Below are 24858 nucleotides of genomic sequence, written 5' to 3' on the forward strand. Positions count from 1 at the left end.
TTCGGGACGAGGGTCAGACGCGCTCGACGACGGTGGCGATGCCCATGCCGCCGCCCACGCACAGCGTGGCCAGGCCGTACCGCTTGTCCTGGCGCTCCAGCTCGTCGACGAGGGTGCCGAGGATCATCGCGCCGGTGGCGCCCAGCGGGTGGCCCAGCGCGATCGCGCCGCCGTTGACGTTGACCTTGTCCAGGGACAGGCCCATGTCCTTGACGAAGCGCAGCACGACCGCCGCGAACGCCTCGTTGATCTCGACGAGGTCGATGTCGTCGATGGTCAGACCCGCCTTGGCGAGCGCCTTGCGGGAGGCGGGCGCGGGCCCGGTGAGCATGATGGTCGGCTCCGAGCCGGAGACCGCGACGGAGACGATGCGGGCGCGCGGCGTCAGCTCGTAGCGCTCGCCGACCTCGCGGGAGCCGATGGCGACCAGCGAGGCGCCGTCGACGATGCCGGAGGAGTTGCCCGCGTGGTGCACGTGGTCGATCTTCTCGACCCAGTGGTACTTCTGGAGCGCGACCGCGTCGAAGCCGCCGAGGTCGCCGATGTCCTTGAACGACGCCTTCAGCTTGCCGAGCGAGTCGGCCGTCGTGCCGGGGCGCAGGTGCTCGTCGTGGTCGAGCACGGTCAGGCCGCTGCGGTCCTTGACCGGCACGATCGAGCGCGTGAAGCGGCCGTCCTTCACGGCGGCGGCCGCCCGCTCCTGCGACATGGCGGCGTACTCGTCGACGTCACGCCGCGAGAAGCCCTCGATCGTGGCGATGAGGTCGGCGCCGATGCCCTGCGGCACGAACCCGGTCTCGTACGAGGTCATCGGGTCCATCGCCCAGGCGCCGCCGTCCGTGCCCATCGGCACGCGCGACATCGACTCGACGCCGCCGGCGAGGACGAGGTCCTCCCAGCCCGAACGGACCTTCATCGCCGCCAGGTTGACGGCTTCGAGGCCCGAGGCACAGAAGCGGTTCTCCTGTACGCCGGCCACCGTGTCGGGCAGTCCGGCCGCGATGGCGGCGATGCGCGCGATGTCGGAGCCCTGGTCGCCGATCGGTCCTACGACGCCGAGCACGATGTCGTCGATCGCGGCCGGGTCGAGGTCGGGGAAGCGGGCCTGGATCTCGTGGATCAGGCCGACGACCAGGTCGATCGGCTTGGTGCCGTGCAGGGAGCCGTTGGCCTTGCCGCGGCCGCGCGGGGTGCGGATCGCGTCGTATACGTACGCGTCTGTGGTCACGGGAGGTGCCTTTCGAAGTGGGCCGTACTGGGGTACGCGGAGAGGTCGGTCAGGACAGCAGCGAACGCCCGATGATCTCCTTCATGATCTCGGTCGTGCCGCCGTAGATGGTCTGGATGCGCCCGTCGGTGAACGCCTTCGCGACGCGGTACTCGGTCATGTACCCGTACCCGCCGTGTAGTTGGAGGCAGCGGTCGGCGACCCTTTTCTGAAGTTCGGTCGCCCACCACTTGGCCATGGAGGCGTGCACCGCGTCGAGGGTGCCGTCGGAGTGGTCCTCGATGCAGCGGTCGAGGAACGTGCGGGTGACGGCGCACTCGGTGGCCATCTCGGCGATCTCGAAGCGGATGTGCTGCTTCGCGGCGAGCGGTCGACCGAATGCCTCGCGCTCCTTCACGTACTGGGTGGTGATCTCCAATAGGTGCTCGGAGGCGGCGATCGCGGCGACGGCGATGCCCATGCGCTCCTGCGCAAGGTTCGTCATCAGGTGGACGAAGGCGCCGTTGAGCTCGCCGAGCAGGTTCTCCTTCGGGACGCGGACGTCGTTGAAGAACAGTTCGGCGGTGTCCTGGGCCTTCTGGCCGATCTTGTCGAGATTGCGGCCGCGCTCGAAGCCCTCCATGCCGCGCTCGACGACGAGCAGCGAGAGCCCGTGCGCGCCACCTTCGGGGGTCGTCTTGGCGACGACGACGACGAGGTCGGCGAGGATCCCGTTGGAGATGAAGGTCTTCGAGCCGTTGAGCAGCCAGTGGTCGCCCTTGTCCTCGGCGGTGGTGCGGATGCCCTGGAGGTCGGATCCGGCGCCGGGTTCGGTCATGGCGATGGCGCTGATGATCGAGCCCTCGCAGAAGCCGGGCAGCCAGCGCCGTTTCTGCTCCTCGGTGCCGAGCGAGGTCAGGTACGGGCCGATGATGTCGTTGTGCAGGCCGACGGCGAGACCGGAGGCGCCCGCGCGCGTGAACTCCTCGGCGAGCACGGCGGGGTAGCGGAAGTCGGCGTTGCCGCCGCCCCCGAACTCCTCGGGCACGGCGAGCCCGAGCAGGCCCTGGCGCCCGGCGGCGAGCCAGGCCTCACGGGAGACGACGCCGTCCTTCTCCCACTGCTCGTAGTGCGGCGTCACCTCCTTGGCGAGGAAGGTGCGCACGGTCTCGCGGAACGCCTCGTGCTCGGCGGTGAACAGGCGTCGTTCCATGCTCGCGATCAACTGCCTTTCGTAGTGGGCCCGTTCGTGGGCTCGTTCAGTGCCGGTACGTCCCAGTCGCGGGCGACGTCGGAGGTGTCGGCGCCTGGCTGGGCGGGGCCCGAGTGGACGCTGGTGGGGGTGGCGGAGAAGCGGGGTGCGGGCGCCGGCTGGGTGAGGCCGCCGTGGTCGACGAAGGTGCCGCGGGCGGCGAGCTGCGGGTGGTGCGGGGCCTCGCCGAGGGTGAGCACGGGCGCGACGCAGGCGTCCGAGCCCTCGAAGACGGCGGCCCACTCATCCCGCGTACGTTCCTTGAAGCGGGCGGTGACGGCGGCGCGCAGCTCGTCCCAGCGGCCCAGGTCGCCGCGGGCGTCGGCCACCTCGCCGAGTCCGAGGAGTTCGGCGAACTCGGCGTAGAACCGCTGCTCGAGGGCGCCGACCGCCATGTGCTTGCCGTCGGCCGTCTCGTACGTGCCGTAGAACGGGGCGCCGCCGTCGAGGAGGTTGGCCCCGCGCCGGTCCTGCCAGCCGCCGGCCGCGAGCATCCCGTGGATCATCGTGCTCAGGTGTGCGGTGCCGTCGACGATCGCGGCGTCGACGACCTGTCCCGTGCCGGTGTCTCGGGCGTGGTGCAGGGCGGCGAGGATGCCGACGACGAGGTACAGGGAGCCGCCCGCGTAGTCGCCGAGCAGGTTCGCGGGGGCCACGGGCGGCCGGTCGGGGTCGCCGGTCATGCCGAGGGCACCGGTCAGCGCGATGTAGCCGATGTCGTGGCCCGCGCGCTGGGCGAGCGGGCCATCCTGGCCCCAGCCGGTCATCCGGCCGTAGACCAGCTTCGGGTTCCGGTGGTGGCACGCGTCGGGGCCGATGCCGAGCCGCTCGGCGACGCCCGGCCGGTATCCCTCGATCAACACGTCGGCGCGCGCGGCGAGTTGCAGCACCCGCTCGGCGCCGTCCGCCGCCTTCAGGTCGACGACCACGGAGCGCTTGTTGCGGTTCGTGACGTCGTACTCCGGGGGGACGCCGAGCGCCTGGCCGCCGGGGCGGTCGACGCGTACGACGTCGGCCCCGAGGTCGGCGAGGAGCATCGCGGCGAAGGGGCCCGGGCCGATCCCGGCCAGCTCTACCACGCGCATCCCGGCGAGCGGGCCGCCGGTGCGGGGGGCGCTTTCCGTGCCTGCCACTGCCATTCCGGGCCGTCCTCAGCTTGTGACACCATTGATGTAACACCAGTGATGCTATGAACCTGGGCCGGTCGACACAAGACCCTGGCGAGCAAGCGCTTAGCCAATTCTCTGGTTGCGCCCCACCGGCGTCGCGCCCTCGGGGCTCCGCCCCGGACCCCGCGCCTCAATCGCCGGCGGGGCTTGATTTGCCGCAGGGGCTTGATCTATCAAGCCCCTGCGGCGATTGAGCAGGCCCGCCCGGCAGGGCTTTCGGGAAGGGGTGGGGCGGGGGGTTCCAGTGCGGAGGGGTTAGCCTCGGCCACCGGCAGCGGCGCGCGACGAGGGTGAGGGGTGGCATGAACGAGTCGAGCAGGACGTACGACGTGGTGCTTTTCGGGGCGACGGGGTTCGTGGGGGTACTCACCGCCGAGTACCTCGCGGCCAACGCACCCGAGGGACTGCGGTGGGCGATCGCCGGACGCGACACCACGAAGCTGGAGCGGCTGCGTGAGCGGCTGACCGAGATCAACCCGGAGTGCGCGGTACTCCCACTGGTGCGCGTGGACGTCGCCGAGCGGGCCTCGGTACGCGAACTGGCCGTCAACACACGCGTGGTGGCGACGACCGTGGGCCCGTACCTGGAGTACGGCGAAGCGCTCGTCGCCGCCTGCGCGAGCACGGGCACCGATTACGTGGACCTCACGGGCGAGCCGGAGTTCGTGGACCTCATGTACGTGCGGTACGACGCCCTCGCGCGCGACACCGGCGCCCGCATCGTGCACGCCTGCGGCTTCGACTCCATCCCGCACGACCTGGGCGCGTACTACACCGTCAAGCAGCTGCCGGAGGGCGTGCCGCTGCGCGTCGACGGCTTCGTACGGACGAACGCGACGCTCTCCGGCGGCACGTTCGCGTCCGCCCTGAACCAGTTCTCGCGGGCCCGGCAGATGCTCGCCGCCCAGCAGGAGCGGCGCCGCCACGAGCCCCGCCCGATCGACCGCACGGCGTACGCGCCGACCGGCACCCCGCGCTACGCCAAGGAGATCGGCGCGTGGGCCCTGCCGCTGCCGACGATCGACCCGCAGGTGGTACAGCGTTCGGCGCGGGCCGTCGAGCGTTATGGCCCCGACTTCCGCTACCGGCACTACGCGGCCGTGCGGACGTTGCCGTTCGCGGTCGGTGGCGTGGCGGGGATGGGCGCGTTGTTCGCCGCGTCCCAAGTGCCGCCGGTACGGCGGTGGTTGAGCGGGCGGCTCAAGCCGGGCGACGGCCCGGACGAGGCGCGCCGGGCCAAGAGCCGGTTCTCGGTGCGGTTCGTGGGCGAGGGCGGCGGGCGCCGCGTCTACACGGAGGTGTCGGGCGGCGACCCCGGCTACGGCGAGACCGCGAAGATGCTCGCCGAGTCCGCGATGTGTCTCGTACGGGACGAACTCCCGGACACGGCAGGGCAGGTGACGACCACGGAGGCGATGGGCGACGCCCTCATCGAGCGGCTGCGGTCGGCCGGCATCACGTTCCGGGTCGCGGCCGAACGCTGACCGCGCCGCCGCCGACGAGCTCGGCGAGCGCGTCCCGGCACAGGCGGTCGGCCCGGCGGGTCGTCTCCGGGACGCGGTACGCCGGCGTGAGCGACAACGCGTGCGCGCACGCGTTGTCGAGCGAAATCCGGTGGCCCACGGACACGTACACCGGTTTCACGCCGTCCTGGGTGCGCAGCGCGCGGCCGACCTCCTCGGCGCCGTCGAGGAGCGCCGCCGTGCTCCCCCGCCGTGCGCCCAACTCGCCGTGGGAGAAGACGAACGGGTTCTTCGCGACGCCCATGGTGGGCAGGCCTGTGAGCACGCCCAGGTGACTCGCGAGCCCGAAGCGGCGCGGGTGGGCGAGCCCGTATCCGTCGCAGACGACGAGACCGGGGTCGGTGGTCAGCGCCTCGAGCGCGCCCACGACCGCCGGGATCTCGCGGAACGCCAACAAGCCCGGCACGTAAGGGAAGGCGACCTCCCCGAGGGCCGTCGCCTCCTCGACCACGTCGAGCGTCGCGCCGTCCAGGACGACGGCGGCCGCCGCGACGACGCCCCGCTCGTCGTCGTACGCGACGTCGATCCCGGTGACCGTGCCGGCACCCGGCGGCGGCCCGGCCTCGTCCCGTACGACACGGTCGCGCAGCGCGTCCTGCATCCCGCGCGCCGCGCCCTCGTTCGCGGGCCAGCCTTCGGGCACCCCCGTGATCGTCACCATGTGTCCGACCCTAGCCCCAGCCCTAGCCCTTGCCTTCGGGCTTCCGTCTGAACGCCCAGTCCATTCTCGGCTCCATCACGAACCGGAACGTCCGCTGCACCGGTGGTGTGCACAGCAGCGTGATCACGGCCGCCCCGATGAGGGTCACCGTGATCTCGCCCCACGGGGTGTGCACCCAGTCGACGTCGTACCAGTCCCAGAAGCGGGAGCCCTTGGCGAGGAAGCCGTGGAGCAGATATCCGTAGAGCGTTCCCGCGCCGAGCGCCGTGAACCAGAGTTTGCGGCCCGGCACCCACGCGAGGAAGCACGCGACGAGGATCGCCGAGCAGCCGAACATGGCCAGCGTCATGGCCACTCCGGTCCAGCCGGGCGCGCCCAACTCCTGGGCACTGTCCCGCCGGTAGAACCAGGCCGCGTTCATCCTCGGCACCGCCCAGTACGCGAACAGCAGCGCCGCCGCGAACACCGGCACCGCGAGGATCCGCGCCTCCTTGCGGCGCACCAGCTGGAAGTGTTCCGGCTTCAGGACCAGGCCGAGCACGAAGAACGGCAGGAACTGCAGGACGCGTTGGAGGTCCAGGTCGTCGCCGATGCTGGGCGAGACCGAGGCGAGCGCCGCGATGGCGAGCGCCAGCGGGAGCGGCCACCGGATCACCTTCCACAGCGGCGTGGTCAGCCGCCACACGAAGAGTGCGATCAGGAACCAGGTCAGGTACCAGGGGTCGAGCAGGCTGACCGGATAGCCGGGGTCGTCGCCCGCCGTCCGCTTGAAGAGGGTGTAGGCGACCTCGAACACCACGTACGGCACGGCCACGCCCGTGATCAGCCGCTTCAGCCGGCCGGGGCTCGCGTCGAAGGAGCGCGAGAAGTAGCCGGAGATCACGATGAACGCCGGCATGTGGAACGCGTAGACCGTGGTGTAGAGCGCGGCCGCGGCCCGGCTGTCGTCGCGCAGCGGCTCCCACGCGTGCCCCATCGCGACGAGCACGATCGCCAGATATTTCGCGTTGTCGTAGAACGCGTCCCGGCCCCCCGCCGCCCGCACCTCCGTGCGGGCGGCCGGGACCGCCGTCACGCTCACAGGTGGCGGGTGATCGCGGGCATCAGGTCCTGGAAGGTCCGGCCCGCCGCCGGCTCCCCGATCGCTCTCAACTGCCAGCCGCCGCCCTCGCGTTGGACCTTGGCCATGATCTGCGCGGTGTGGCCGCCGCCGCCCTCGAGCGTGTAGCGGGCGAGTTCCTGCCCGGTGGTCTCGTCGACGAGTCGGCAGTACGCGCTGCCGACTTCGGCGAAGGTCTGCCCGGTGAACGAGTTCACGGTGAAGACGATCTGGTCGACCTCCTTTGGCACGCGCGGGAGTTCGACGGCGATGGACTCGTCGTCGGCCTGCCCGGTGCCGCCCACGAGGTTGTCGCCGCTGTGCCGCACCGACCCGTCCTCGCTGACGAGGTGGCGGAAGAAGACGACGTCGACGTAGCTCTTCCCGGAGAAGAGCACGGCGGACGCGTCGAGGTCGATCTCGCGGGTGCCGGTCAGCTTGGCGAGGAAGCCCTTGCGGGGCGCGGCCTGCCAGCCGAGTCCCATGCGTACGAGGGTGAGGGCGTCGCCGGTGTCCTTGCTGAGGCTGATCTGCTGGCCCTTGGCCAGGTTCACGGACATTGCGATGCTTTCTGGTCGGGCGGTCGGGTGGTCTGGGTGATCGGACGGTGTCGTACGAGGCGCCGCCCGCCCGGAGTCCCGGAGCGGGCGGCGCCGGAGCGGCGCGTGCCTCAGACGTTGACGCCGAAGTCCTGCGCGATACCGGCCAGGCCCGAGGCGTACCCCTGGCCCACGGCGCGGAACTTCCACTCCGCCCCGTGCCGGTACAGCTCGCCGAAGACCATCGCGGTCTCGGTGGAGGCGTCCTCGGAGAGGTCGTAGCGGGCGATCTCGGCGCCGCCCGCCTGGTTCACGACGCGCATGAACGCGTTGCGGACCTGGCCGAAGCTCTGGCCGCGCGTCTCGGCGTCGTGGATCGACACCGGGAAGACGATCTTGTCGACCTCGGCGGGCACCCCGGCGAGGTTCACCTTGACGCTCTCGTCGTCGCCCTCGCCCTCACCGGTGAGGTTGTCCCCGGTGTGCTCGACCGAGCCGTCCGGGCTGGTGAGGTTGTTGTAGAAGACGAAGTGCCGGTCCGAGAGCACCTTCCCCGCCGCGTCGCACAGCAGGGCGCTCGCGTCGAGGTCGTAATCGGTGCCCGTCGTCGTGCGCACGTCCCAGCCCAGGCCGACCGTTACCGCGGTCAGGCCCGGCGCCTCCTTGCTGAGCGAGACATTGCCGCCCTTGCCCAGGGAAACTCCCACAGCTGCTACCTCCATCATTTCCAACACTTGCGCAAAGCTTAAAGTGGTGTCGCGGTCTCGTCGCTCTCCTTCATGGCCTTCGTCTCGCTTTTGAGGATGCGCAAAGACTTGCCCAGGGAGCGTGCGGTGTCCGGCAGCTTCTTGGACCCGAAGAGCACGATGATCACGACGCCCAGGACCAACAGGTGCCAGGGCTCCAGTGCGTTGCGGAACATGGCGTTCACCTCTTGTCGTGGTCGGACCGCGACCGGAGTGGGCGTCCCACCCCCACAGCCGCGCTTGCTACATTGCGCAACTGTACAACCAACGGGTGGATCTACAGCAAGGGCATGGGTATGGGGCGACGGCGTAAGCGCAGCCGACTGCGGATCACACTCGTGACGGGCCTTGCGGTGCTCGTCCTGATCACCGGCGGCGCCGGCTGGCTCTACCTGAAGCTGAACGGGAACATCGACACGTTCGGCTCGGACGGCCTGTCCAGGAACCGGCCCGCCGACACGTCCAAGGGCGAGAACGTGCTGGTGATCGGCACCGACGCACGCACCGGCGGGAACAGCGACCTCGGCGGCGGCGACAGACACGACATCGGCCGCTCGGACACCGCGTTCCTGCTGCACGTCTACGCCGACCACCGACACGCCGTCGGCATCTCCATCCCCCGCGACACCCTGGTCACCATCCCGCCGTGCAAGCTCCCCGACGGTACGTGGAGCAGCTCGCGGACCAACGTGATGTTCAACGCGGCCTATACGACGGGCCAGACCGCCGAGGGCAATCCGGCCTGCACCCAGAACACCGTCGAACAGCTCACGGGGCTGCGCGTCGACCACACCGTCGTCGTCGACTTCAAGGGCTTCTCGCAGCTCACCGACGTGGTCGGCGGCGTCAGGGTCTGCCTGCCGAACGACGTCTACCAGAACGACCTCAACCCGAACCGGCCCACGCAGGGCAAGCGCCTCTTCAAAAAGGGCGAGCAGACCGTCGCCGGGCAGCGGGCGCTCGACTACGTCCGCATCCGGCACGGCATCGGCGACGGCTCGGACATCGGCCGCATCCAGCGCCAGCAGTCCTTCGTCTCCAGCCTCATCAAGAAGATCAAGTCCGATGGCCTCACCCCGACGAAGCTGTTGCCGCTCGCCGACGCCGCCACGAAGTCGATGACCGTCGACCCCGGTCTGGGCTCGGCGGACAAGTTGCTGTCGTTCGCGATGTCGATGAAGGACGTCGACCTGCACAACACCAAGTTCGTCACCATTCCCTGGAAGTACGAGGGCAACCGCGTCGCCGTCGTGCACCCGGACGCCGACGCGCTGTGGGCGGCGCTCAAGAAGGACCGCACGCTCGACGGCAAGGACGCGAGCGGCAAGAAGGGCGGTGCCAAGGCGGGTTCGTCCCCCAGCCCGAGCGCCACCGAGGAGATCTCGGGCGAAGGCGTCTCCGTCAACGTCTACAACGGCACCGCCACCCCCGGCCTCGCCGCCGACGCCGCCGCGGCGCTCACCGGCCGCGGCTTCACCGTCCCCGCGACCGGCAACGCCGCCGACCGGGCCCGCGCCACCACGACCATCACCTACGGCCCCGGCGAGAAGGCCCACGCCTCGGCCGTCGCCCGGCTCTTCCCCGACGCCGAACTGACCGCGGGCACGGCGCCGGGCATCGGCGTGGTCCTCGGCGCGGACTACCGGCCGGGCAGCGCGGCCTCGCCGACGCCGACCCCGACGACGGTGCCCTCCGGCGTGGCCGACACCGCGCGCTCGGCGGACCAGGACATCTGCTCGCACCTGTCGTACGGGTGAGGCCCTACGGCTGCTCCGCCCAGCTGCCCCTGCGCCGCAGCAGGACCAGCGCCAGCGCGTACGCCACGAGGATCGCCGCGAGCAGCGGGTAGTAGAGCGGCGGCAGGCCGGAGACGCCGAGCCACGGGCCGAGCGGGGTCAGCGGCAGCAGGATGCCGACGGCCGCGAGGCCCGTCGCCGCCCAGCGCACGGGGCCCGGCGTACGGCCCTCGGCGGTCCTGCGGCCCGTGCGCAGCAACAGCATCACGAGGGCCTGGGTCAGCAGGTTCTCCGTGAACCAGCCCGCGTGGAAGCCCTGTTGGTCGCCGATGTTCAGGGAGCCGGGCAGGCACAGGGCGAGCGCGCCGAAGGTCGCGAGGTCGGCGAGCGCGCCCAGGGCGCCGAAGCCGGTGATGAAGTGCAGGAAGGGCCGGGGCCGCAGCACGGTGGGGCGGCGCAGCGCGGCCGTCCGTGGCCGGTCGAAGGCGAGCGCGAGCTGGGCCACGTCGAAGCACAGGTTCTGGACGAGGACCTGCGGCGGCAGCATCGGCAGGAACGGCAGCAGCAGGCCCGCGGCGAGCATCGCGATCACGTTGCCGAGGTTGGAGGAGAGCGTGATCCGCAGGTACGAGGCGATGTTGGCGCTGGAGTGCCGGCCCGCCACGACGGCGTGTTCGAGCGCCGTGAGGTCCTTGTCGGCGAGCACCACGTGCGCGCTCTCGCGGGCCACGTCGACGCCTCCGGCGGGGCAGACGCCGACGTCGGCGGCGCGCAGGGCGGGCAGGTCGTTGACGCCGTCGCCGAGGAATCCGGCGGTGTGGCCGCGGCCGCGCAGGGCGGCGATGACGCGGGCCTTGTGCTCGGGGGTGCAGCGGGCGAACACGGTGGTGCGGGCGGCGAGCTCCCCCAGCCGCTCGTCGTCGAGGTGCTCGATGTCGGCGCCGACGACGACCTCGCCGGGCTCGATGCCCACGTCGCGGCAGACGCGGGTGGCGGTGGCCGGGTGGTCGCCGGTGAGCACCTTGACGGTGACGCCGCGCTCACCGAGGGCGCGGACGGCGTCGTGCGCGGTGTCGGCCGGGGCGTCGTGGAAGGCGACGAAGCCCTGGAAGGTCAGGCCGCGTTCGTCGGCCGGGGTGTAGCCGCGGGCGCGGGCCGTGCGCTCGGCGGTGGCCACGGCCAGCAGACGGACGCCGTCGGCAGCGAGGTCGTCCGCCCGCTTGTGCGCCGCGGCCAGCTCGTCCTCGTCGAGCGCGCAACGCTCCAGGACCTCCGCCACGGCGCCCTTCACCGCGAGGACGTGCACGCCGAGGGTGCCGGGTTCCTTCACGACGGCGGTGGCCAGGCGGCGTACCGGGTCGAAGGGCAGGGCGTCGACACCGTCGTACGCGTCCCAGTCCTCGGGGCCCGTGGCCGCGAGCAGCGCCTCGTCGAGCGGGTCGGGGTCGGTGAGTTCGGCGGTCTGCAGCGTCCACCAGGCGGAGGCGCCCGCCCAGTGCAGGGCCTCCGGCTCGGTGCGGTCGGGGTCGACGGCGGGCTGGTCGCGGGTGAGGGTGCCGGTCTTGTCGACGCACAGCACGTCGACGGCGCCGAGGTCGTGCAGGGCGGGGAGACGGCGCACGATGACGCCGTGCGAGCGGGCGAGGAGGGAGGCGCCGCGGGCCAGGCAGATGGTGACGATGACCGGCAGCATCTCTGGGGTGAGGCCGACCGCCACGGCCACCGCGAAGGGCAGGGTCTCCAGGCCCCGGCCGCGCACCGCCGCGTTCGCCATCAGCACCAGCGGCGGGGTCAGCAGCATGAAGCGGATCAGCACCCACGAGATGCCGTGCACGCTGCGGTCGAAGGCGCTCGCGGGTCGGTCGCGGCGCGCTCCGTGCACGGCGGCGAAGCGGGTGTCGGCGCCGGTCGCGACGACGACCGCGGTGCCGCTGCCGGAGGCGACGCTGCTGCCCTGGAACAGCAGGTGCCCCTCGCCGTCCCCGTCCGGCAGGTCGGCCGGTTCCTTCGGCACGGGCGCGGACTCGCCGGTGAGGGCGGCCTGGTGCACGGTGAGGCCGCGCGCCTTCAACAGGCGTACGTCGGCGGGTACCAGGGCGCCGGGCGCGAGGCGCACCACGTCGCCGGGTACGAGGTCGTCGACCGGGATCTCACGCACGCGTGGTGCGTCGCCGGGGCGGTCCCTGCGCTGCACGCTCGCGGTGCCCGCGACGAGTTCGCGCAGCCCGGCGCCGGCCCGGTCCGCCCGGTACTCGCCGTGCGTGCGCAGCACGCTGCTGACGATGACCAGGGCGAGGATGACGCAGGCCGTGCCCCAGGAGGCGACGAGCGCGGAGACGAGCCCGAGGCAGAACAGCACGGTGGTGAACGGGTCGCGCAGGCTGCGCCACATCCGCAGCGGCCACGAGGGCTGCCGGGCGGTGGGCAGGGTGTTGCCGCCGTACCGGGCCAGTCGCCGTTCGGCCTCGTCCGCGGTCAGTCCGCGCGGGCTCGCGTCCAGAGCACGCAGCGTCTGCAGCGCACTCGGACCCTCGGGGGCGGTACGCGGCTGCGGCACCGAGCCGGTCCGCTCGGCCGGTTCGGGAACGGCCACGGGCCGGCCTTCAGGCTCCCGCGCCACGCAGGCGGCGCACCGGCGCCTTGGCCTGCTCGGCGCGCTCGGTGAGCTGGCCGATCATGAGGTGGACCACGCTCACGACCTCGGGATCGTCGACGTAGTACACCTGCCGCCGGCCCTCGCGCCGGGACCGTACGAGGCCGGCGAGCTTCAGCTTGGTCAGGTGCTGGCTGACGGCGGGCAGCGCGCCGCCCACCCGCTCGGCGAGCCCGCTCACATCGCTCTCGCCCTGCGCGAGGGCCCACACCATGTGCAGCCGCACCGGCGACGCGAGCAACGCGAACGCCTCGGCCGCCTCGGCGAGCACATCGGCGGACGGATCCTCGAACCGCCTGGCCCCTGCCACCACTGTCCACTCCTGTCCCACTGCCGGCATGCGTGCAGGGGCAAGTCTAGGCGCGCTTCAGATGGCTCCGAGGTCGACCGTCAGCTCGAAGGGCGCGGTGGCCTTCACCGTGCCGGTGAACACGTCGCCGTCCCGGTAGGTCTTGTTCGCGGGGTCCAGGACGTACGTGTAGACGATCGGGAGGCCGGTGACGGCCTGTTCGATGCGCCAGTAGAAGGGGATTCCCGCCTTCGCGTACTGGTCGACCTTGACGATCCGGTCGGTGGTCTCCGAGCCGGGTGACACGACCTCGACCACGAGGAGCACGTGTTCGGGGCGGGTGGGGGTGAGGTCGATGGTGTCGGCCCGGTACACGGTGACGTCGGGTCGCCGATTGGTGAGGGGGACGTCCTGAAGGCGTACGTCGAAGTCGGTGTCGGCGTTCCAGTCCGCGCCGGCGGCGGCATCCAGGGCATTGGCCAGGATGCGGGCGAGCCGGTTGTGCCGTTTGGATGCGCTGGGGCTCACGACAACCATCCCGTCCACGACCTCGATGCCGGCGCATTGCTCCTCGCTCCAGGAGTCGTACTGCTCCGCGGTGATCGGCGTGTGCATCCAGTCCGGTGCGACCATCTCGGCGGTCATGACGTACCTCCCTCGCGAGTGCCCGACGCTTCCCGTACCGCCTCGCCAGCCTACTGTTCCGCGCCCTCCCACGTCTCCGGCCGCCACAGGCCCGCGCGGCGGAGGGACTGGGGGCAGTGGAGGTAGATCTCGTCGATGTGCAGGAGGAGGGCCAGGCTCGGGGGTTGGCCCTTGACCGTCATGTCGGCGAAGAAGGGGGCGTCGGTGAGGATGCGGGCGCGGCCGTTGATGCGCAGGACGTCCGTGGCGCCGGGTATCAGGAAGAGCAAGCCCGCGTGCGGGTTCTGGATGATGTTGTGGAAGCTGTCGCCGCGGCGGTTGCCGGGGCGGTCCGGCAGGGCGATCGTGCGGTCGTCGACGATGTGCGCGAAGCCGGGGGCGTCGCCGCGCGGCGAGGTGTCGCAGTTGCCGTCCGCGTCGGACGTGGAGACGAGGCAGAACGGTGAGCGGGCCAGCAAGCCCCGGTCCTTCTCGGTGAGTTCCCCGTGCACCTTCTCGATCACGATGGGCCAGGGCTCGCCGAGGATCTCGCGCAGCAGGGCCGGGGACGTCAACTCCTCACAGCCCTCGGGGAGTCGGGGCGATCCGGTCGCGAGGGTGTCCGTGACGTGCGGCAAGCCGACTCCTGAGTCCGAGGTGGTTGATTCTCGTACCTTATCCGATGTTAGGTTAGGCTCCCCTAATGTTCGGAGCGCCCGGTTCCGGCGCCTGCCGCTGCGCGGCAACACGGTGAACAGGACGGAACGGTGCCACTCATAGCGCGGAGACCCCGCGGATCCCTGCTCGCCGGGCTGCTCCCCCTGGCCCTCGTACTCGCGGGCGCCGTTCTGCTCAGCCTCGCCGTCGGCTCCGGCGACGTCCCGCTCGGCGATGTCGTGGCAGGCCTGTTCCACCCGGACCGCGCCGACCGGGCCCAGCTGATCGTGCGTGAGGTCCGCGTGCCCCGCACGGCCGCCGGGCTCCTCGCCGGGGTGGCGCTCGGGCTCGCGGGCACCGTGATGCAGGGCGTGGCCCGCAACCCCCTCGCGGATCCGGGCCTGTTGGGCGTCAACGCCGGTGCCTCCGTCTTCGTCGTCTTCGCCATCAGCGTGCTCTCGCTGAGCGACCCCTCGCAGTACATCTGGTTCGGCTTCCTCGGAGCCTGTCTCGCCGCCGTCCTCGTGTACGGCGTCGGCAGCCTCGGCCGGGACGGCGCGACGCCCGTGAAACTCGCCCTGGCCGGCGCCGCCGTGGCCGCCGCCCTCGGCTCGGTGACCAGCGCCATGCTGCTCACCGACAGCCGCGCCTTCGACCAGTTCCGATTCTGGCAGGTCGGCTCGCTCAATGGGCGCGAGCCCGAAGTGCTGTGGCAGGCGCTGCCGTTCATCGCCGTCGGCGCCGTGCTCGCCCTCGCCCTCGGACCGCAGCTCAACACCCTCGCCCTCGGCGACGACACCGCGCGCGGCCTCGGCCAGCGGATCGCGCTCGCCCGGCTCGGCGCGGCGGCCTGCGTGGTCCTGCTGTGCGGGGCGGCGACCGTCGTCGCGGGCCCGATCGCCTTCGTCGGGCTCGCCGTTCCGCACGCCGCGCGCCTGATCACCGGCCCCGACCACCGCTGGATCCTGCCGTACAGCGCGCTCATCGCACCCTCCGCGCTACTCCTCGCCGACGTCGCGGGACGCCTCGTCGCTCGCCCCGGCGAGGTACAGGTCGGCGTCATGACGGCGGCGCTCGGCGCGATCCCCTTCGTCGTCCTGGTACGCCGCAGAAAGACGGTCGAGCTGTGAACACCGAGCTGCGTCCCGCCGCCGGACGCGTCGCCGCCGTACGCCGCCGGGGGCGTGCCCGGTTCACCGCCGTGAGCGCGGCGCTCGCCGCGGCCGCGTTCGCCGCGCTGTGCGTCTCGCTCAGCCTCGGCGACTACACGCTCCCGCTGGCCGACGTCGTACGCACCCTGTTCGGAGGCGGCGACAGCGGCACACAGTTCGTGATCCTCGAACTCCGGCTCCCCCGCGCCCTGTTGGCGCTCCTGGTCGGCTGCTGCTTCGGGCTCTCCGGCGCCGTCTTCCAGACGCTGCTGCGCAATCCGCTGGCCAGCCCCGACATCATCGGCGTGAGTTCGGGCGCGGGCGCCGCCGTCGTGCTCGCCGGGGCGATAGCCGGGCTGAGCGGTCCTTCCCTGTCGGCCGTCGCGCTCGCCGGCGCGCTGGTGGCGGGAGCCGCCGTCTATCTGCTCGCCTGGCGCAAGGGCGTCACCGGCTACCGGCTCGTCCTCATCGGGCTCGGCGTCGGCACCGGCCTGTCCAGCCTCATCTCGTACCAGATGACGCGCTCCGACGTGACCGAGGCGCAGACCGCGTTCCTGTGGCTGGCCGGAAGCCTCAACGGCCGGTCCTGGCCCCAGTTCTGGCCGCTGCTCGGGGCCGCCGTGCTGCTGCTTCCGCTGACCGCGCTCGCCGCCCGCGCCCTCACCGCGCTCCAGCTCGGCGACGACACCGCCGGCGGACTCGGCGCCCGTGTCGAGCGGGACCGGCTCGCCCTCCTCGCCTGCGCCACCGCGCTGGCCGGCGTGGCCACCGCCGCCGCGGGCCCGGTCGGCTTCGTCGCCTTCGTGTCCGCGCCGATCGCGCGCCGCCTGGTGCCGGGGCAGGGCGCGGCGCTGCTGCCGGCCGCCCTGACCGGGGCGCTGCTCGTGACGGTCGCCGACTTCGTGGGGCAGCACCTGCTGTCCGGCACCCAACTGCCGGTCGGCATCGTGACGAGCGTGATCGGCGCCCCGTATCTGCTGTGGCTGCTCGCCCGGTCCAACCGCGCGGGGACGGGCGGCTGACCATGACCACCAGCAAGGAGAAGACCGTGGCATCCCCGCACACCCTGCAGGCCCGCGGCCTCGAACTCGGCTACGGCGAGCGGCGGATCATCTCCGGCCTCGACGCCGACATCCCGGCGGGCCGCATCACGGTCGTCGTCGGCCCCAACGCCTGCGGCAAGTCGACGCTGCTGCGCTCCATGGCCCGGCTGCTCACGCCGACCGACGGCGCGGTCCTGCTCGACGGGCGCGACATCCAGCGGACGTCGACCAAGGAGGTCGCCGCGGTCCTCGGTGTGCTGCCGCAGACGCCGGTGGCGCCCGAGTCCATCACCGTCGCCGATCTGGTGGGCCGGGGCCGCTACCCGCACCAGGGCTGGTTCCGCCGCTGGACGGCCGCCGACGACGAGGCGGTAGCCGCCGCCCTGCACGCGACCGACGTCCTCGACCTCGCGGACCGGCCCCTCGACCAGCTCTCCGGCGGCCAGCGCCAGCGCGTGTGGATCGCGATGGCGCTCGCCCAGGAGACCGACGTGCTCCTCCTCGACGAGCCGACCACCTACCTCGACATCAGCCACCAGCTCGACGTCCTCGACCTGCTGACCGACCTCAACCGGGAGCGCGGCGTCACCCTCGTCGTCGTCCTGCACGACCTCAACCTGGCCTGCCGCTACGCCGATCACCTCATCGCCATGAAGGACGGCCGGATTGTCGCCGAGGGCGCGCCCGCCGACGTCGTGACCGAGTCCCTCGTCGACGACGTGTTCGGGCTGCGCAGCACCGTCATCCCCGACCCGGCGTCCGGCACCCCGCTGATCGTCCCCATGGGGCGCCACCACATCCGGTAGCCCCCACCTCCGTACCCCTTCGTAGAGAGAACACACACCATGGCCCGCACTGCCCCTCGCAGACTGCTCATCGGCGCCGCCGCCCTCGCCCTCACCGGCTCGCTCGCCGCCTGCGGATCCGAGAAGAGCGACGCCGCCGACGGCTCCGGCCAGAAGTCCTCCGGCGCCTTCCCGGCGAAGGTGTCCACCAAGTTCGGCACCGTCACGGTCGAGGAGCAGCCCAAGCGGGTCGTCGCCCTCGGCTGGGGCGACGCGGAGACGGCGCTCGCGCTCGGCGTGCAGCCCGTGGGGGCGAGCGACTGGCTGGCGTTCGGCGGCGACGGCCTCGGGCCGTGGGCCAAGGGGAAGTACGACAAGTCCCCGCAGAAGATCGGCACGCTGGAGCCCGAGTACGAGAAGATCGCGGCCCTCAAGCCGGACCTCATCCTCGACACCAAGGCCAGCGGCGACAAGACCCGCTACGACACCCTCAACAAGATCGCGCCGACGGTCGGCGTCCCCAAGGGCGGCGACCAGTACAAGACCCCCTGGAAGAAGCAGACCGAGATGGTCTCGCAGGCACTCGGCCTCGCCGACAAGGGCGAGAAGTTGATCGACGACACCGAGCAGGAGTTCGCCGCGGCCGCGAAGGAGCACCCGGAGTTCAAGGGGAAGACCATCACGATCGCCTCGCGCACCGCCTCCGCCTGGGGCGCCTACGTGCGCGGCACCGGCCGCATCGACTTCGTGGAGCGGCTCGGCTTCAAGAACAACCCGGCCGTCGAGAAGAAGGCCGGCAGCGCGTTCTCCGTGCCCGTGTCGGAGGAGAACCTCCAGATGCTGGACGCCGACCTCATGGTGATGGCACCCATCGGCACCACCGCGAAGAAGATCGCCGACGACCCGCTGTACAAGGCGATCCCGGCGGCGAAGAGGGGCCACTCGCTCGTCTTCGACGACAAGAACATCAGCTCGGCGTTCGCGACCGACTCCGTCCTGTCGGTGCGGTACGCGCTGAAGCACGTGGTGCCGCTGTTCGCGGACAAGCTCAAGTAGTCACACCCGGCTCCCCGCCGCCGTGTCCGACGACAGTCGCTGCGCCACGTACACGGGGATCACGGACAGCAGGACGAGGACGACGGCCACCACGTTGACCACGGGGGCCTGCTGGGGGCGGGACATGTTGGAGAAGATCCAGATGGGCAGGGTCTGGACGCCCGCGCCCGCCGTGAACGTCGTCACCACGATCTCGTCGAAGGACAGCGCGAACGCGAGGAGGCCGCCCGCCGCGAGCGCCGAGCGCATCAGCGGGAACGTGATGTCACGGAAGGTGCGGAAGGGGCCGGCACCGAGGTCCATCGCGGCCTCCTCGTACGAGGAGGCGAGGCGGCGCAGCCGGGCCGCGACGTTGTTGAAGACGACCACGACGCAGAACGTGGCGTGGCCGACGACCACCGTGAACAGGCCGAGGCCGATGCCGATCGGTTCGAGGACCGTGCGGAAGGCCGTGTTGAGGGCGACGCCGGTGACGATGCCGGGCAGCGCGATCGGCAGGACCACCGCGAAGGAGATCGCCTCGCGGCCGAAGAAGCGGTAGCGGGACACCGCGAACGCGGCGAGTGTGCCGAGGACGAGGGCGATCGCCGTGGCGGCGGTGCCCGCCTTCACCGACGTCCACAGCGCGTCTCTTGCGCCCGCGCTGTGCCAGGCGTCGCGCCACCAGTCGAAGGTGAGGCCGGGCGGCGGCCAGCCCGAACTCCGGTCGGGGTTCAGCGAGTTGACGACGACCAGGAGCAGCGGGACGTAGATGACGGCGAAGCCGAGGCCGGCGCCGACGCGGAGCGCGATGCGTGCCGGGCGGGACAGGTGCATCTCTGGCCCCCTTCAGAGGCTGCTGAGCGCACCCGTGCGGCGCACCGCCAGCAGGTACAGGACGATCACCACGACCGGCACGGTGCCGAGCGCCGCCGCCAGCGGCAGGTCGAGCGTGATGTTCGCGTAGACGAGATTGCCGATCAACTGCGTTTTCCCGCCCACGATTTGGACCGCGATGTAGTCGCCGAGACTGAGCGAGAACGTGAAGACCGAACCGGCCGCGACCGACGGCAGGACGAGCGGGAACAGTACCGTGCGGAAGGTGCGCCAGGCGCGGGCGCCGAGGTCGGCGGAGGCGTCGAGCATGCTGTCGGGGACGCGTTCGAGGCCCGCGTGGATCGGAAGGATCATGTACGGGAGCCAGAGGTAGGTCAGGACGAGGACCGTCGCGACGAGCCCGTAGCCGGGCGCGTCGAGACCGAAGGGCTTCAACAGCCAGTCGAGCAGGCCCCCTTGGGCGAGCATGACGCGCCACGCGTACGCCTTGACGAGGTAGCTCGCCCACAGGGGTGTGAGGATCGCGACGACCAGGAGCGGGCGCCACCGCGGCTTCGCGACGCGCGCCGTGCAGAACGCGATCGGGAAGGCGATGACGATGCACAGCGCCGTCACACCGAGCGCGACTCCTACGCTCCGCAAGGCCACTTGGCGGTACACCCCGGTCGTGAACAGTGCCTTGAAGTTGTCCAGCGTCCACGTCCGCACGATGTCCGACGTGAACGGGTCCGTGGTCCACAGGGCGGAGAGGAACAGGACCGCGAGCGAGCCGAGGTAGGCGACGACCAGCCAGGTCAGGGGCGCGGCGAGCAGCAGGGACAGGCGGAGCCGGGGGCTGCGGTGCAGCGCTCCGGCGGCGCGCTTCGAGACACCCGCGGCCCGCTCCGAGTCACCCCGCTTCGAGGTCAGTGACACGTCACCCCTTGATCTCCGTCCACGCCTGCACCCACTTCGCGTACGGCACGCACTTGGTGTCGGTGCGGCCGTCGAGGCACTGCGGGATGGGCGTGGTCCAGAAGTGGACCTTCTTCCAGTACGCGGCGTCGTCGGCGTGGTACGTCGCGCAGTGCTTGGGGTCGGCGGTCTCCTCGCAGGCCTTCGCGTTGGCGGGGGCCTCGCCGAAGTACTCGGCGACCTGGGCGTTGACCTTCGGCGAGACGATCCAGTCGAGCCATTTGTAGGCGCAGTTGGGGTGCTCGGCCTTGGCGGACACCATCCAGGTGTCGGACCAGCCGGTGGCGCCCTCCTTCGGGAGGATCGCCTTCACGGGCGCCTTCTCGCCCTGCGCGGTGTTCAGGATGACCTGCCAGCTGGTGCCGACGACGGAGTCTCCGCTCTTGAACGCGGAGACCTCCTTGAGGTAGTCGCTCCAGTACTCACCGACGTTGGCGTTCTGCTTCTTCAGCAGGGCGACCGCCGCGTCGAACTGCTTCTGGTCGAGGGCGTAGGGGTCCTTGATGCCGAGGTCCGGCTTGGTCTTCATCAGGTAGAGGGCGGCGTCGGCGATGTAGATCGGCGAGTCGTAGGCGGTGACGCGGCCCTTGTGCTGCCCTGCGTCGTCGAAGACGGCCTTCCAGGAGTCGGGTGCGGGTTTCACCTTGTCCGTGCGGTACATGAGGAGGTTGGCGCCGCGGCCGTGCGGGATGCCGTACGCGACCTTCTTGACCGAGTTCCAGGGCTGCGTCTTCAACCCCGGGAAAACATCTCGGTAGTTGGGCACGAGGTCGGTGTTGACCGGGGCCGCGTCGCCGGAGGCGATCAGGCGCAGGGAGGCGTCGCCGGACGCGGAGACGGCGTCGTACTGTCCCGTCTTCATCAGGTTGACCATCTCGTCGGAGGTTCCCGCGACCTTCGTGGAGACCTGGCAGCCGGTCCGCTCCTCGAAGGGGTGCACCCAGTCGACCTTCGGGTCGTTGGAGCCGTCCTCGGCGTAGCCGGCCCAGGCGATCAGGTTGACCTCGCCCTCGGTCTTGCCGAGGGACTTCGGGGCGGACATCTTCGGCGGGGTGAAGCCCTGCCCGCCGGGCGCGCCCTTGGCGCCACCGCCGCCGTCGTCGGACGAGCCGCAGGCGGTGGCGAGCAGGAGGCCGCCGAGCGCGGCGCCGGCCATCAGGGTCCTAGTTGCGCGCACGTGAACACTCCCAGGTCGTCGGGGTGAGTCGACTTGGCTGGTACAGAGGGACGTTGTGCCGATGGTGCCAGCGCAGGAGGACGCGGGCGCCGGGCGGCGCGGGCGCGTCCGCCGTGCCGTCCGGGTCGCCCGTGCCGTCCGCACTGTCGGCGGGGCCGGTGTTCTGGCGTATGACGACGAAGCGCACGCCCGCGTCGGTGTCGACGACGACGCGGGTGCTGTCCCCCAGGTACACGGCGTCGGCCACGGTGCCGCGCACCTCGCTGTGGTCCTCGCGGGCGTGCTCCGCACCGGGGTCGAGGACGCGGATCTTCTCGGGCCTGACACCGAACGTGCCCGCTCTCCCGACGAGCAGTTCGGCGGCGGCCCCGGTGAGCGTGTTGGAGGTGCCGACGAAGGACGCGACGAAGGCGGAGGCCGGGCTCTCGTACAACTCCCTCGGCGTGCCGACCTGTTCGACACGTCCCGCGTGCATGACGGCGACGCGGTCGCTGAGGGCGAGGGCCTCGGCCTGGTCGTGGGTGACGAGGACGAAGGTGATGCCGACCTCGCGCTGCAACTCCTTTAGCTCGACCTGCATCTGCTCGCGCAGCTTGAGGTCGAGGGCTCCGAGGGGTTCGTCGAGCAGCAGGACGCGCGGGCGCACCACCAACGCCCTCGCCAGGGCAACGCGTTGGCGCTGCCCGCCCGAGAGCTGTCCCGGCCTGCGCCCGCCGAAGTCCTCGAGGCGGACGGACGCGAGGGCGGCGCGGACCCGCTCGGCCTGCTCCCGGCGCGGGACGCCGCGCACCTTCAGGCCGTAGCCGACGTTCTGCTCGACATTCATGTGCGGGAACAGGGCGTAGTCCTGGAAGACGGTGGTGACGTCGCGTTCGAAGGGCGCGCGCCGGGTCACGTCCTCGCCCGCGAGATGGATCGTGCCGCCCGAGGGAGCCTCGAAGCCGGCGACGAGCCGCAGCACGGTCGTCTTGCCGGATCCGGAAGGACCGAGCAGCGAGAAGAACTCGCCCTCGGCGACGTCGAGTTCCAGCCCGTCGACGGCGCGCACTTCGCCGAACGACTTGCACAGGTCCCGCAGCCCGATCGCTGCGCCCTCCTTGGCGGTGGCCATAGCCGTAGATCATGCACACTTCAACGACAGCCACAAGGGTGCGGGAGGCCCGCAGATCACCTTTGTACGGGAATTGACGCGCCTGCCATCCCAGCAGTACCGACGGTCACACCCGCACCACGGTTGGATCCGGTGACAGAGGTCACTCGAATTTGACCGGGTTCAGGCGCACGGATTCCCTCATTCCGCCGTCTCTACATATGAGGCCGTGCAGTGGTCCACCGTCCAGCCGTCACAAGGGAGCAGGCGTTGTCCGTCATCGAGCAAGCCGTCGAGGCCCGTCTCGTCGCCGCCGCGCCGCGCATGGCGCACATTCCGGCGACCCTGCGCTACGACGTCCGCGACCCGTTCGCCGTGCGCATGTCCTTTCCGGCCCCGGCCACCCTCGAAGGCATCGCCGTGAGCTGGACGTTCGCCCGTGAACTGCTCACCGGCGGGGTGAGCGGTCCGGCGGGCGCGGGTGACGTGCGGGTGAAGCCGTACGGGTACGACCGCACGGTCCTGGAGTTCCACGCGACGGAGGGCACGGCGATCGTGCACATCCGCACCGGCGAGCTGCGCCGCTTCCTGGCGGAGACGACGGAGCTGGTGCCGGTCGGCGAGGAGGCGTCGCACGTGGACGTGGACGGCGACCTGGAGGAGCTACTGCGGGACGCCTGTTAAATCCTTTGACGGCTCCGGCAGGTACTTCTACCTTGGTTGACGGTTCTGTTGCCGTCGATAGGAGAAGGACGTTGCTCGACTGAGGTCCTGAGACACCGCGCATGACACGCCGCTCGCTCGCGTGTCCGTGCCGCCGTGTGCCGACCTCGGTTTCTCCCGAGCCGTCCTCCCGCAGCAGGCCTTCCGTGCCCCCGCGGTGTCTCGAACGCGTTGCATCCCACCGTTCACACCGAGCAAACCGCGAGGCCGCCTCATGTCACATTCCTCCACGCACCCGGGCTCCGCCCCCGCCTCCGTCGCCTGCACCGCCCTCGACTTCGCCTGGCCCGACGGCACCGGCGTCTTCGACGGACTCCAGGTCGCTTTCGGCCCCGGCCGCACCGGGCTCATCGGCCTCAACGGGGCAGGGAAATCAACCCTGTTGAAGCTGATCTCCGGTGAGCTGACCCCGACCGACGGCACCGTGCGGGTGTCCGGCGACATCGGCTACCTGCCTCAGAACGTCACCCTCGACACGGCACTCCGCGTCGACCAGGCGCTCGGCATCGCCGTCACCCGCGCCGCCCTGCACGCCATCGAGGCCGGCGATGTACGGGAGGAGCACTTCACCGCGGTCGGCGACGACTGGGACGTCGAGGAGCGGGCGGGAGCCATGCTCGGCGAGCTGGGTCTCGGCCACGTAGACCTGGACCGCACGATCGGCGAGGTCTCCGGCGGCGAGTCCGTACTGCTGCGGCTCGCCGCACTCCTCCTGCGCCGCCCCGACGTACTGCTGCTCGACGAGCCCACCAACAACCTCGACCTGCGCGCCAGGCAGCGCCTGTACGCCGCCGTGGAGGCGTGGTCCGGAGTCATGATCGTGGTCAGCCACGACCGTGAACTCCTCGACCGCGTCGACCAGATCGCCGATCTGCGCGACGGCGAGGTCGCCTGGTACGGCGGGAACTTCTCCGCGTACGAAGAGGTGCTCGCCGCCGAACAGGAGGCGGCGGAGCGGATGGTGCGGGTCGCCGAGTCCGATCTGAAGAAGCAGAAGCACGAACTGACCGACGCCCACGTCAAGTTGGCGCGGCGCAAGCGCTACGGCCAGAAGATGTACGACATCAAACGCGAACCGAGGGCGGTGATGAAGCTGCGCAAACGCTCCGCACAGGTCTCCGCGGGCAAGCACCGCATCCTGCACGAGGAGAAGCTCGCCGAGGCGAAGGAGCGGCTCGACGAGGCCGTGGAGGCGGTGCGCGACGACGACGAGATCCGCGTCGACCTGCCGTACACGGCCGTGCCGCCGGGCCGCTCCGTACTCACCCTGCGCGGGCTCCAACTCGCTTACGGGGCACGGGTGGACGGCGAGTGGGAGCTGCGGGGCCCCGAACGCATCGCGCTCGTCGGGCGCAACGGCTCGGGCAAGACGACGCTCCTGCGCACCATCGCGGGTGAGCTCGAACCGGTCGCGGGCGAGACCCTCGCCCACGTGCCGCTGCGCTTCCTGCCCCAGCGGCTCGACGTGCTCGACGAGGAGCTGAGCGTCGCCGAGAACGTGGCAAGGTTCGCGCCGGACGCCACCAACAACCGGGTGCGGGCGCGGCTCGCCCGCTTCCTGTTCAAGGGGGCCAAGGCCGACCAGCCGGCGGGGACGCTGTCGGGCGGCGAGCGCTTCCGTGCGGCGCTCGCCGCGCTGATGCTCGCGGAGCCCGCGCCGCAGCTGCTGATGCTGGACGAGCCGACGAACAACCTGGACATCGCGTCCGTGCACCAGCTGACGTCGGCCCTGGAGTCGTACGAGGGCGCGCTCATCGTGGCGGGCCACGACCTGCCGTTCCTGGAGTCGATCGGCGTGACGCGGTGGCTGCTGATGGACGGGACGCTGCGGGACACGACGCTGGAGGAGGTGCGGGCCGCGTAGTCAAGTAGCCGGTCCAGAAATTGGCGGGATACCCGACAAAAGGT

At 71.2% G+C, this 24858-nt stretch carries 23 protein-coding genes and 1 pseudogene; 8 read left to right on the forward strand and 16 right to left on the reverse strand.

Going from position 1 to position 24858, the window contains the following annotated elements; genetic code table 11:
- Positions 1–13 precede the first annotated feature (13 nt).
- The 3 genes from ACWD2L_RS19185 to ACWD2L_RS19195 are packed head-to-tail and all read right to left on the reverse strand — an operon-like array spanning position 14 to position 3598.
- Positions 14–1228 carry an acetyl-CoA C-acetyltransferase gene (locus ACWD2L_RS19185; RefSeq protein ID WP_351334855.1) on the reverse strand — a complete coding sequence of 405 codons (1215 nt, stop codon included), beginning with the start codon at positions 1226–1228 and terminating at the stop codon, positions 14–16.
- A gap of 49 nt (positions 1229–1277) precedes the next feature.
- Positions 1278–2420, reverse strand: coding sequence for an acyl-CoA dehydrogenase family protein (locus ACWD2L_RS19190; protein ID WP_351334858.1), 1143 nt, complete (start codon positions 2418–2420; stop codon positions 1278–1280).
- 8 nt (positions 2421–2428) lie between these two features.
- A complete protein-coding gene (locus tag ACWD2L_RS19195; RefSeq protein WP_351334860.1) occupies positions 2429–3598 on the reverse strand; it encodes a CaiB/BaiF CoA transferase family protein in 1170 nt (389 codons plus the stop codon).
- Positions 3599–3930: 332 nt separating this feature from the next.
- Here ACWD2L_RS19195 and ACWD2L_RS19200 point away from each other — a divergent pair, with 332 nt between their 5' ends.
- Entirely contained in the window at positions 3931–5112 is a 1182-nt protein-coding gene (locus ACWD2L_RS19200) for a saccharopine dehydrogenase family protein (protein ID WP_351340497.1), read from the forward strand.
- Here the strand turns inward: ACWD2L_RS19200 and ACWD2L_RS19205 are convergent.
- The 5 genes and pseudogenes from ACWD2L_RS19205 to tatA all read right to left on the reverse strand — a co-directional run.
- Positions 5084–5812 (reverse strand): endonuclease V, encoded by a 729-nt coding sequence (locus ACWD2L_RS19205; RefSeq protein WP_351340499.1) that lies wholly within the window; start codon positions 5810–5812, stop codon positions 5084–5086. The genes ACWD2L_RS19200 and ACWD2L_RS19205 overlap by 29 nt on opposite strands.
- Before the next feature lie 22 nt (positions 5813–5834).
- A complete protein-coding gene (locus ACWD2L_RS19210; RefSeq protein WP_351340502.1) occupies positions 5835–6893 on the reverse strand; it encodes an acyltransferase family protein in 1059 nt (352 codons plus the stop codon).
- Entirely contained in the window at positions 6890–7471 is a 582-nt protein-coding gene (locus tag ACWD2L_RS19215; RefSeq protein WP_351340504.1) for a TerD family protein, read from the reverse strand. Before ACWD2L_RS19215 ends, ACWD2L_RS19210 begins: the two co-directional genes overlap by 4 nt.
- 110 nt (positions 7472–7581) lie before the next feature.
- Entirely contained in the window at positions 7582–8157 is a 576-nt protein-coding gene (locus ACWD2L_RS19220) for a TerD family protein (protein ID WP_351340507.1), read from the reverse strand.
- Between the two features lie 53 nt (positions 8158–8210).
- Positions 8211–8372: pseudogene (gene tatA, locus ACWD2L_RS19225) on the reverse strand (Sec-independent protein translocase subunit TatA); the annotation flags it as partial.
- A gap of 114 nt (positions 8373–8486) precedes the next feature.
- Here tatA and ACWD2L_RS19230 point away from each other — a divergent pair.
- Positions 8487–9953, forward strand: coding sequence for an LCP family protein (locus ACWD2L_RS19230; protein ID WP_451190254.1), 1467 nt, complete (start codon positions 8487–8489; stop codon positions 9951–9953).
- 4 nt (positions 9954–9957) lie between these two features.
- On the opposite strand, the gene mgtA is transcribed toward ACWD2L_RS19230, so the two are convergent.
- The 4 genes from mgtA to ACWD2L_RS19250 are packed head-to-tail and all read right to left on the reverse strand — an operon-like array spanning position 9958 to position 14136.
- Positions 9958–12525, reverse strand: a complete 2568-nt coding sequence (gene mgtA, locus ACWD2L_RS19235) for a magnesium-translocating P-type ATPase (protein ID WP_451190257.1) — start codon at positions 12523–12525, stop codon at positions 9958–9960.
- 10 nt (positions 12526–12535) lie between these two features.
- Complete coding sequence (locus tag ACWD2L_RS19240; protein ID WP_351340512.1) at positions 12536–12925, reverse strand: ArsR/SmtB family transcription factor; 390 nt, start codon at positions 12923–12925, stop codon at positions 12536–12538.
- 27 nt (positions 12926–12952) lie between these two features.
- Entirely contained in the window at positions 12953–13519 is a 567-nt protein-coding gene (locus ACWD2L_RS19245; protein WP_351340514.1) for a Uma2 family endonuclease, read from the reverse strand.
- Positions 13520–13569: 50 nt separating this feature from the next.
- Positions 13570–14136 carry an MSMEG_1061 family FMN-dependent PPOX-type flavoprotein gene (locus ACWD2L_RS19250; RefSeq protein WP_451190261.1) on the reverse strand — a complete coding sequence of 189 codons (567 nt, stop codon included), beginning with the start codon at positions 14134–14136 and terminating at the stop codon, positions 13570–13572.
- Between the two features lie 129 nt (positions 14137–14265).
- Here ACWD2L_RS19250 and ACWD2L_RS19255 point away from each other — a divergent pair, with 129 nt between their 5' ends.
- Genes ACWD2L_RS19255 through ACWD2L_RS19270 form a run of 4 tightly spaced genes read left to right on the forward strand, consistent with a single transcriptional unit; the run spans position 14266 to position 18190 of the window.
- Complete coding sequence (locus ACWD2L_RS19255) at positions 14266–15285, forward strand: FecCD family ABC transporter permease (protein WP_451190264.1); 1020 nt, start codon at positions 14266–14268, stop codon at positions 15283–15285.
- The gene (locus ACWD2L_RS19260; RefSeq protein ID WP_351340516.1) at positions 15282–16328 is read left to right on the forward strand and encodes a FecCD family ABC transporter permease; all 1047 of its coding nucleotides are present in this window, start codon (positions 15282–15284) and stop codon (positions 16326–16328) included. The genes ACWD2L_RS19255 and ACWD2L_RS19260 overlap by 4 nt, the downstream gene beginning before the upstream one ends.
- Positions 16329–16330: 2 nt before the next feature.
- Positions 16331–17155: an ABC transporter ATP-binding protein gene (locus ACWD2L_RS19265; protein ID WP_351340519.1), complete on the forward strand. Its 825-nt coding sequence runs from the start codon at positions 16331–16333 to the stop codon at positions 17153–17155.
- A gap of 39 nt (positions 17156–17194) precedes the next feature.
- Positions 17195–18190 (forward strand): iron-siderophore ABC transporter substrate-binding protein, encoded by a 996-nt coding sequence (locus ACWD2L_RS19270; RefSeq protein ID WP_351340521.1) that lies wholly within the window; start codon positions 17195–17197, stop codon positions 18188–18190.
- Here the strand turns inward: ACWD2L_RS19270 and ACWD2L_RS19275 are convergent, their stop codons facing one another.
- The 4 genes from ACWD2L_RS19275 to ACWD2L_RS19290 are packed head-to-tail and all read right to left on the reverse strand — an operon-like array spanning position 18191 to position 22248.
- Complete coding sequence (locus ACWD2L_RS19275; RefSeq protein ID WP_351340523.1) at positions 18191–19006, reverse strand: ABC transporter permease; 816 nt, start codon at positions 19004–19006, stop codon at positions 18191–18193.
- Positions 19007–19018: 12 nt separating this feature from the next.
- Positions 19019–19921 carry an ABC transporter permease gene (locus ACWD2L_RS19280; RefSeq protein WP_351340526.1) on the reverse strand — a complete coding sequence of 301 codons (903 nt, stop codon included), beginning with the start codon at positions 19919–19921 and terminating at the stop codon, positions 19019–19021.
- Position 19922: 1 nt separating this feature from the next.
- A complete protein-coding gene (locus ACWD2L_RS19285; protein ID WP_451190271.1) occupies positions 19923–21137 on the reverse strand; it encodes an ABC transporter substrate-binding protein in 1215 nt (404 codons plus the stop codon).
- Positions 21124–22248: an ABC transporter ATP-binding protein gene (locus ACWD2L_RS19290; protein ID WP_451190274.1), complete on the reverse strand. Its 1125-nt coding sequence runs from the start codon at positions 22246–22248 to the stop codon at positions 21124–21126. The genes ACWD2L_RS19285 and ACWD2L_RS19290 overlap by 14 nt, the downstream gene beginning before the upstream one ends.
- A 303-nt stretch (positions 22249–22551) precedes the next feature.
- Here ACWD2L_RS19290 and ACWD2L_RS19295 point away from each other — a divergent pair, with 303 nt between their 5' ends.
- Positions 22552–22911 carry a spore wall synthesis regulator SsgD gene (locus ACWD2L_RS19295; protein WP_351340572.1) on the forward strand — a complete coding sequence of 120 codons (360 nt, stop codon included), beginning with the start codon at positions 22552–22554 and terminating at the stop codon, positions 22909–22911.
- A gap of 253 nt (positions 22912–23164) precedes the next feature.
- Positions 23165–24814 carry an ABC-F family ATP-binding cassette domain-containing protein gene (locus tag ACWD2L_RS19300; RefSeq protein ID WP_351340532.1) on the forward strand — a complete coding sequence of 550 codons (1650 nt, stop codon included), beginning with the start codon at positions 23165–23167 and terminating at the stop codon, positions 24812–24814.
- Positions 24815–24858 lie beyond the last annotated feature (44 nt).

This window comes from Streptomyces sp. NPDC002754 (genome assembly GCF_053592315.1).

Excerpts from the sequence above, each read along its gene's own strand:
- ACWD2L_RS19190 (WP_351334858.1), bottom strand. The coding sequence starts at position 2,420 with ATGGAACGACGCCTGTTCACCGCCGAGCACGAGGCGTTCCGCGAGACC.
- ACWD2L_RS19195 (WP_351334860.1), bottom strand. The coding sequence starts at position 3,598 with ATGGCAGTGGCAGGCACGGAAAGCGCCCCCCGCACCGGCGGCCCGCTC.
- ACWD2L_RS19200 (WP_351340497.1), top strand. The coding sequence starts at position 3,931 with ATGAACGAGTCGAGCAGGACGTACGACGTGGTGCTTTTCGGGGCGACG.
- ACWD2L_RS19205 (WP_351340499.1), bottom strand. The coding sequence starts at position 5,812 with ATGGTGACGATCACGGGGGTGCCCGAAGGCTGGCCCGCGAACGAGGGC.
- ACWD2L_RS19215 (WP_351340504.1), bottom strand. The coding sequence starts at position 7,471 with ATGTCCGTGAACCTGGCCAAGGGCCAGCAGATCAGCCTCAGCAAGGAC.
- ACWD2L_RS19230 (WP_451190254.1), top strand. The coding sequence starts at position 8,487 with ATGGGTATGGGGCGACGGCGTAAGCGCAGCCGACTGCGGATCACACTC.
- ACWD2L_RS19240 (WP_351340512.1), bottom strand. The coding sequence starts at position 12,925 with ATGCCGGCAGTGGGACAGGAGTGGACAGTGGTGGCAGGGGCCAGGCGG.
- ACWD2L_RS19245 (WP_351340514.1), bottom strand. The coding sequence starts at position 13,519 with ATGACCGCCGAGATGGTCGCACCGGACTGGATGCACACGCCGATCACC.
- ACWD2L_RS19265 (WP_351340519.1), top strand. The coding sequence starts at position 16,331 with ATGACCACCAGCAAGGAGAAGACCGTGGCATCCCCGCACACCCTGCAG.
- ACWD2L_RS19270 (WP_351340521.1), top strand. The coding sequence starts at position 17,195 with ATGGCCCGCACTGCCCCTCGCAGACTGCTCATCGGCGCCGCCGCCCTC.
- ACWD2L_RS19275 (WP_351340523.1), bottom strand. The coding sequence starts at position 19,006 with ATGCACCTGTCCCGCCCGGCACGCATCGCGCTCCGCGTCGGCGCCGGC.
- ACWD2L_RS19290 (WP_451190274.1), bottom strand. The coding sequence starts at position 22,248 with ATGGCCACCGCCAAGGAGGGCGCAGCGATCGGGCTGCGGGACCTGTGC.
- ACWD2L_RS19295 (WP_351340572.1), top strand. The coding sequence starts at position 22,552 with ATGGCGCACATTCCGGCGACCCTGCGCTACGACGTCCGCGACCCGTTC.
- ACWD2L_RS19300 (WP_351340532.1), top strand. The coding sequence starts at position 23,165 with ATGTCACATTCCTCCACGCACCCGGGCTCCGCCCCCGCCTCCGTCGCC.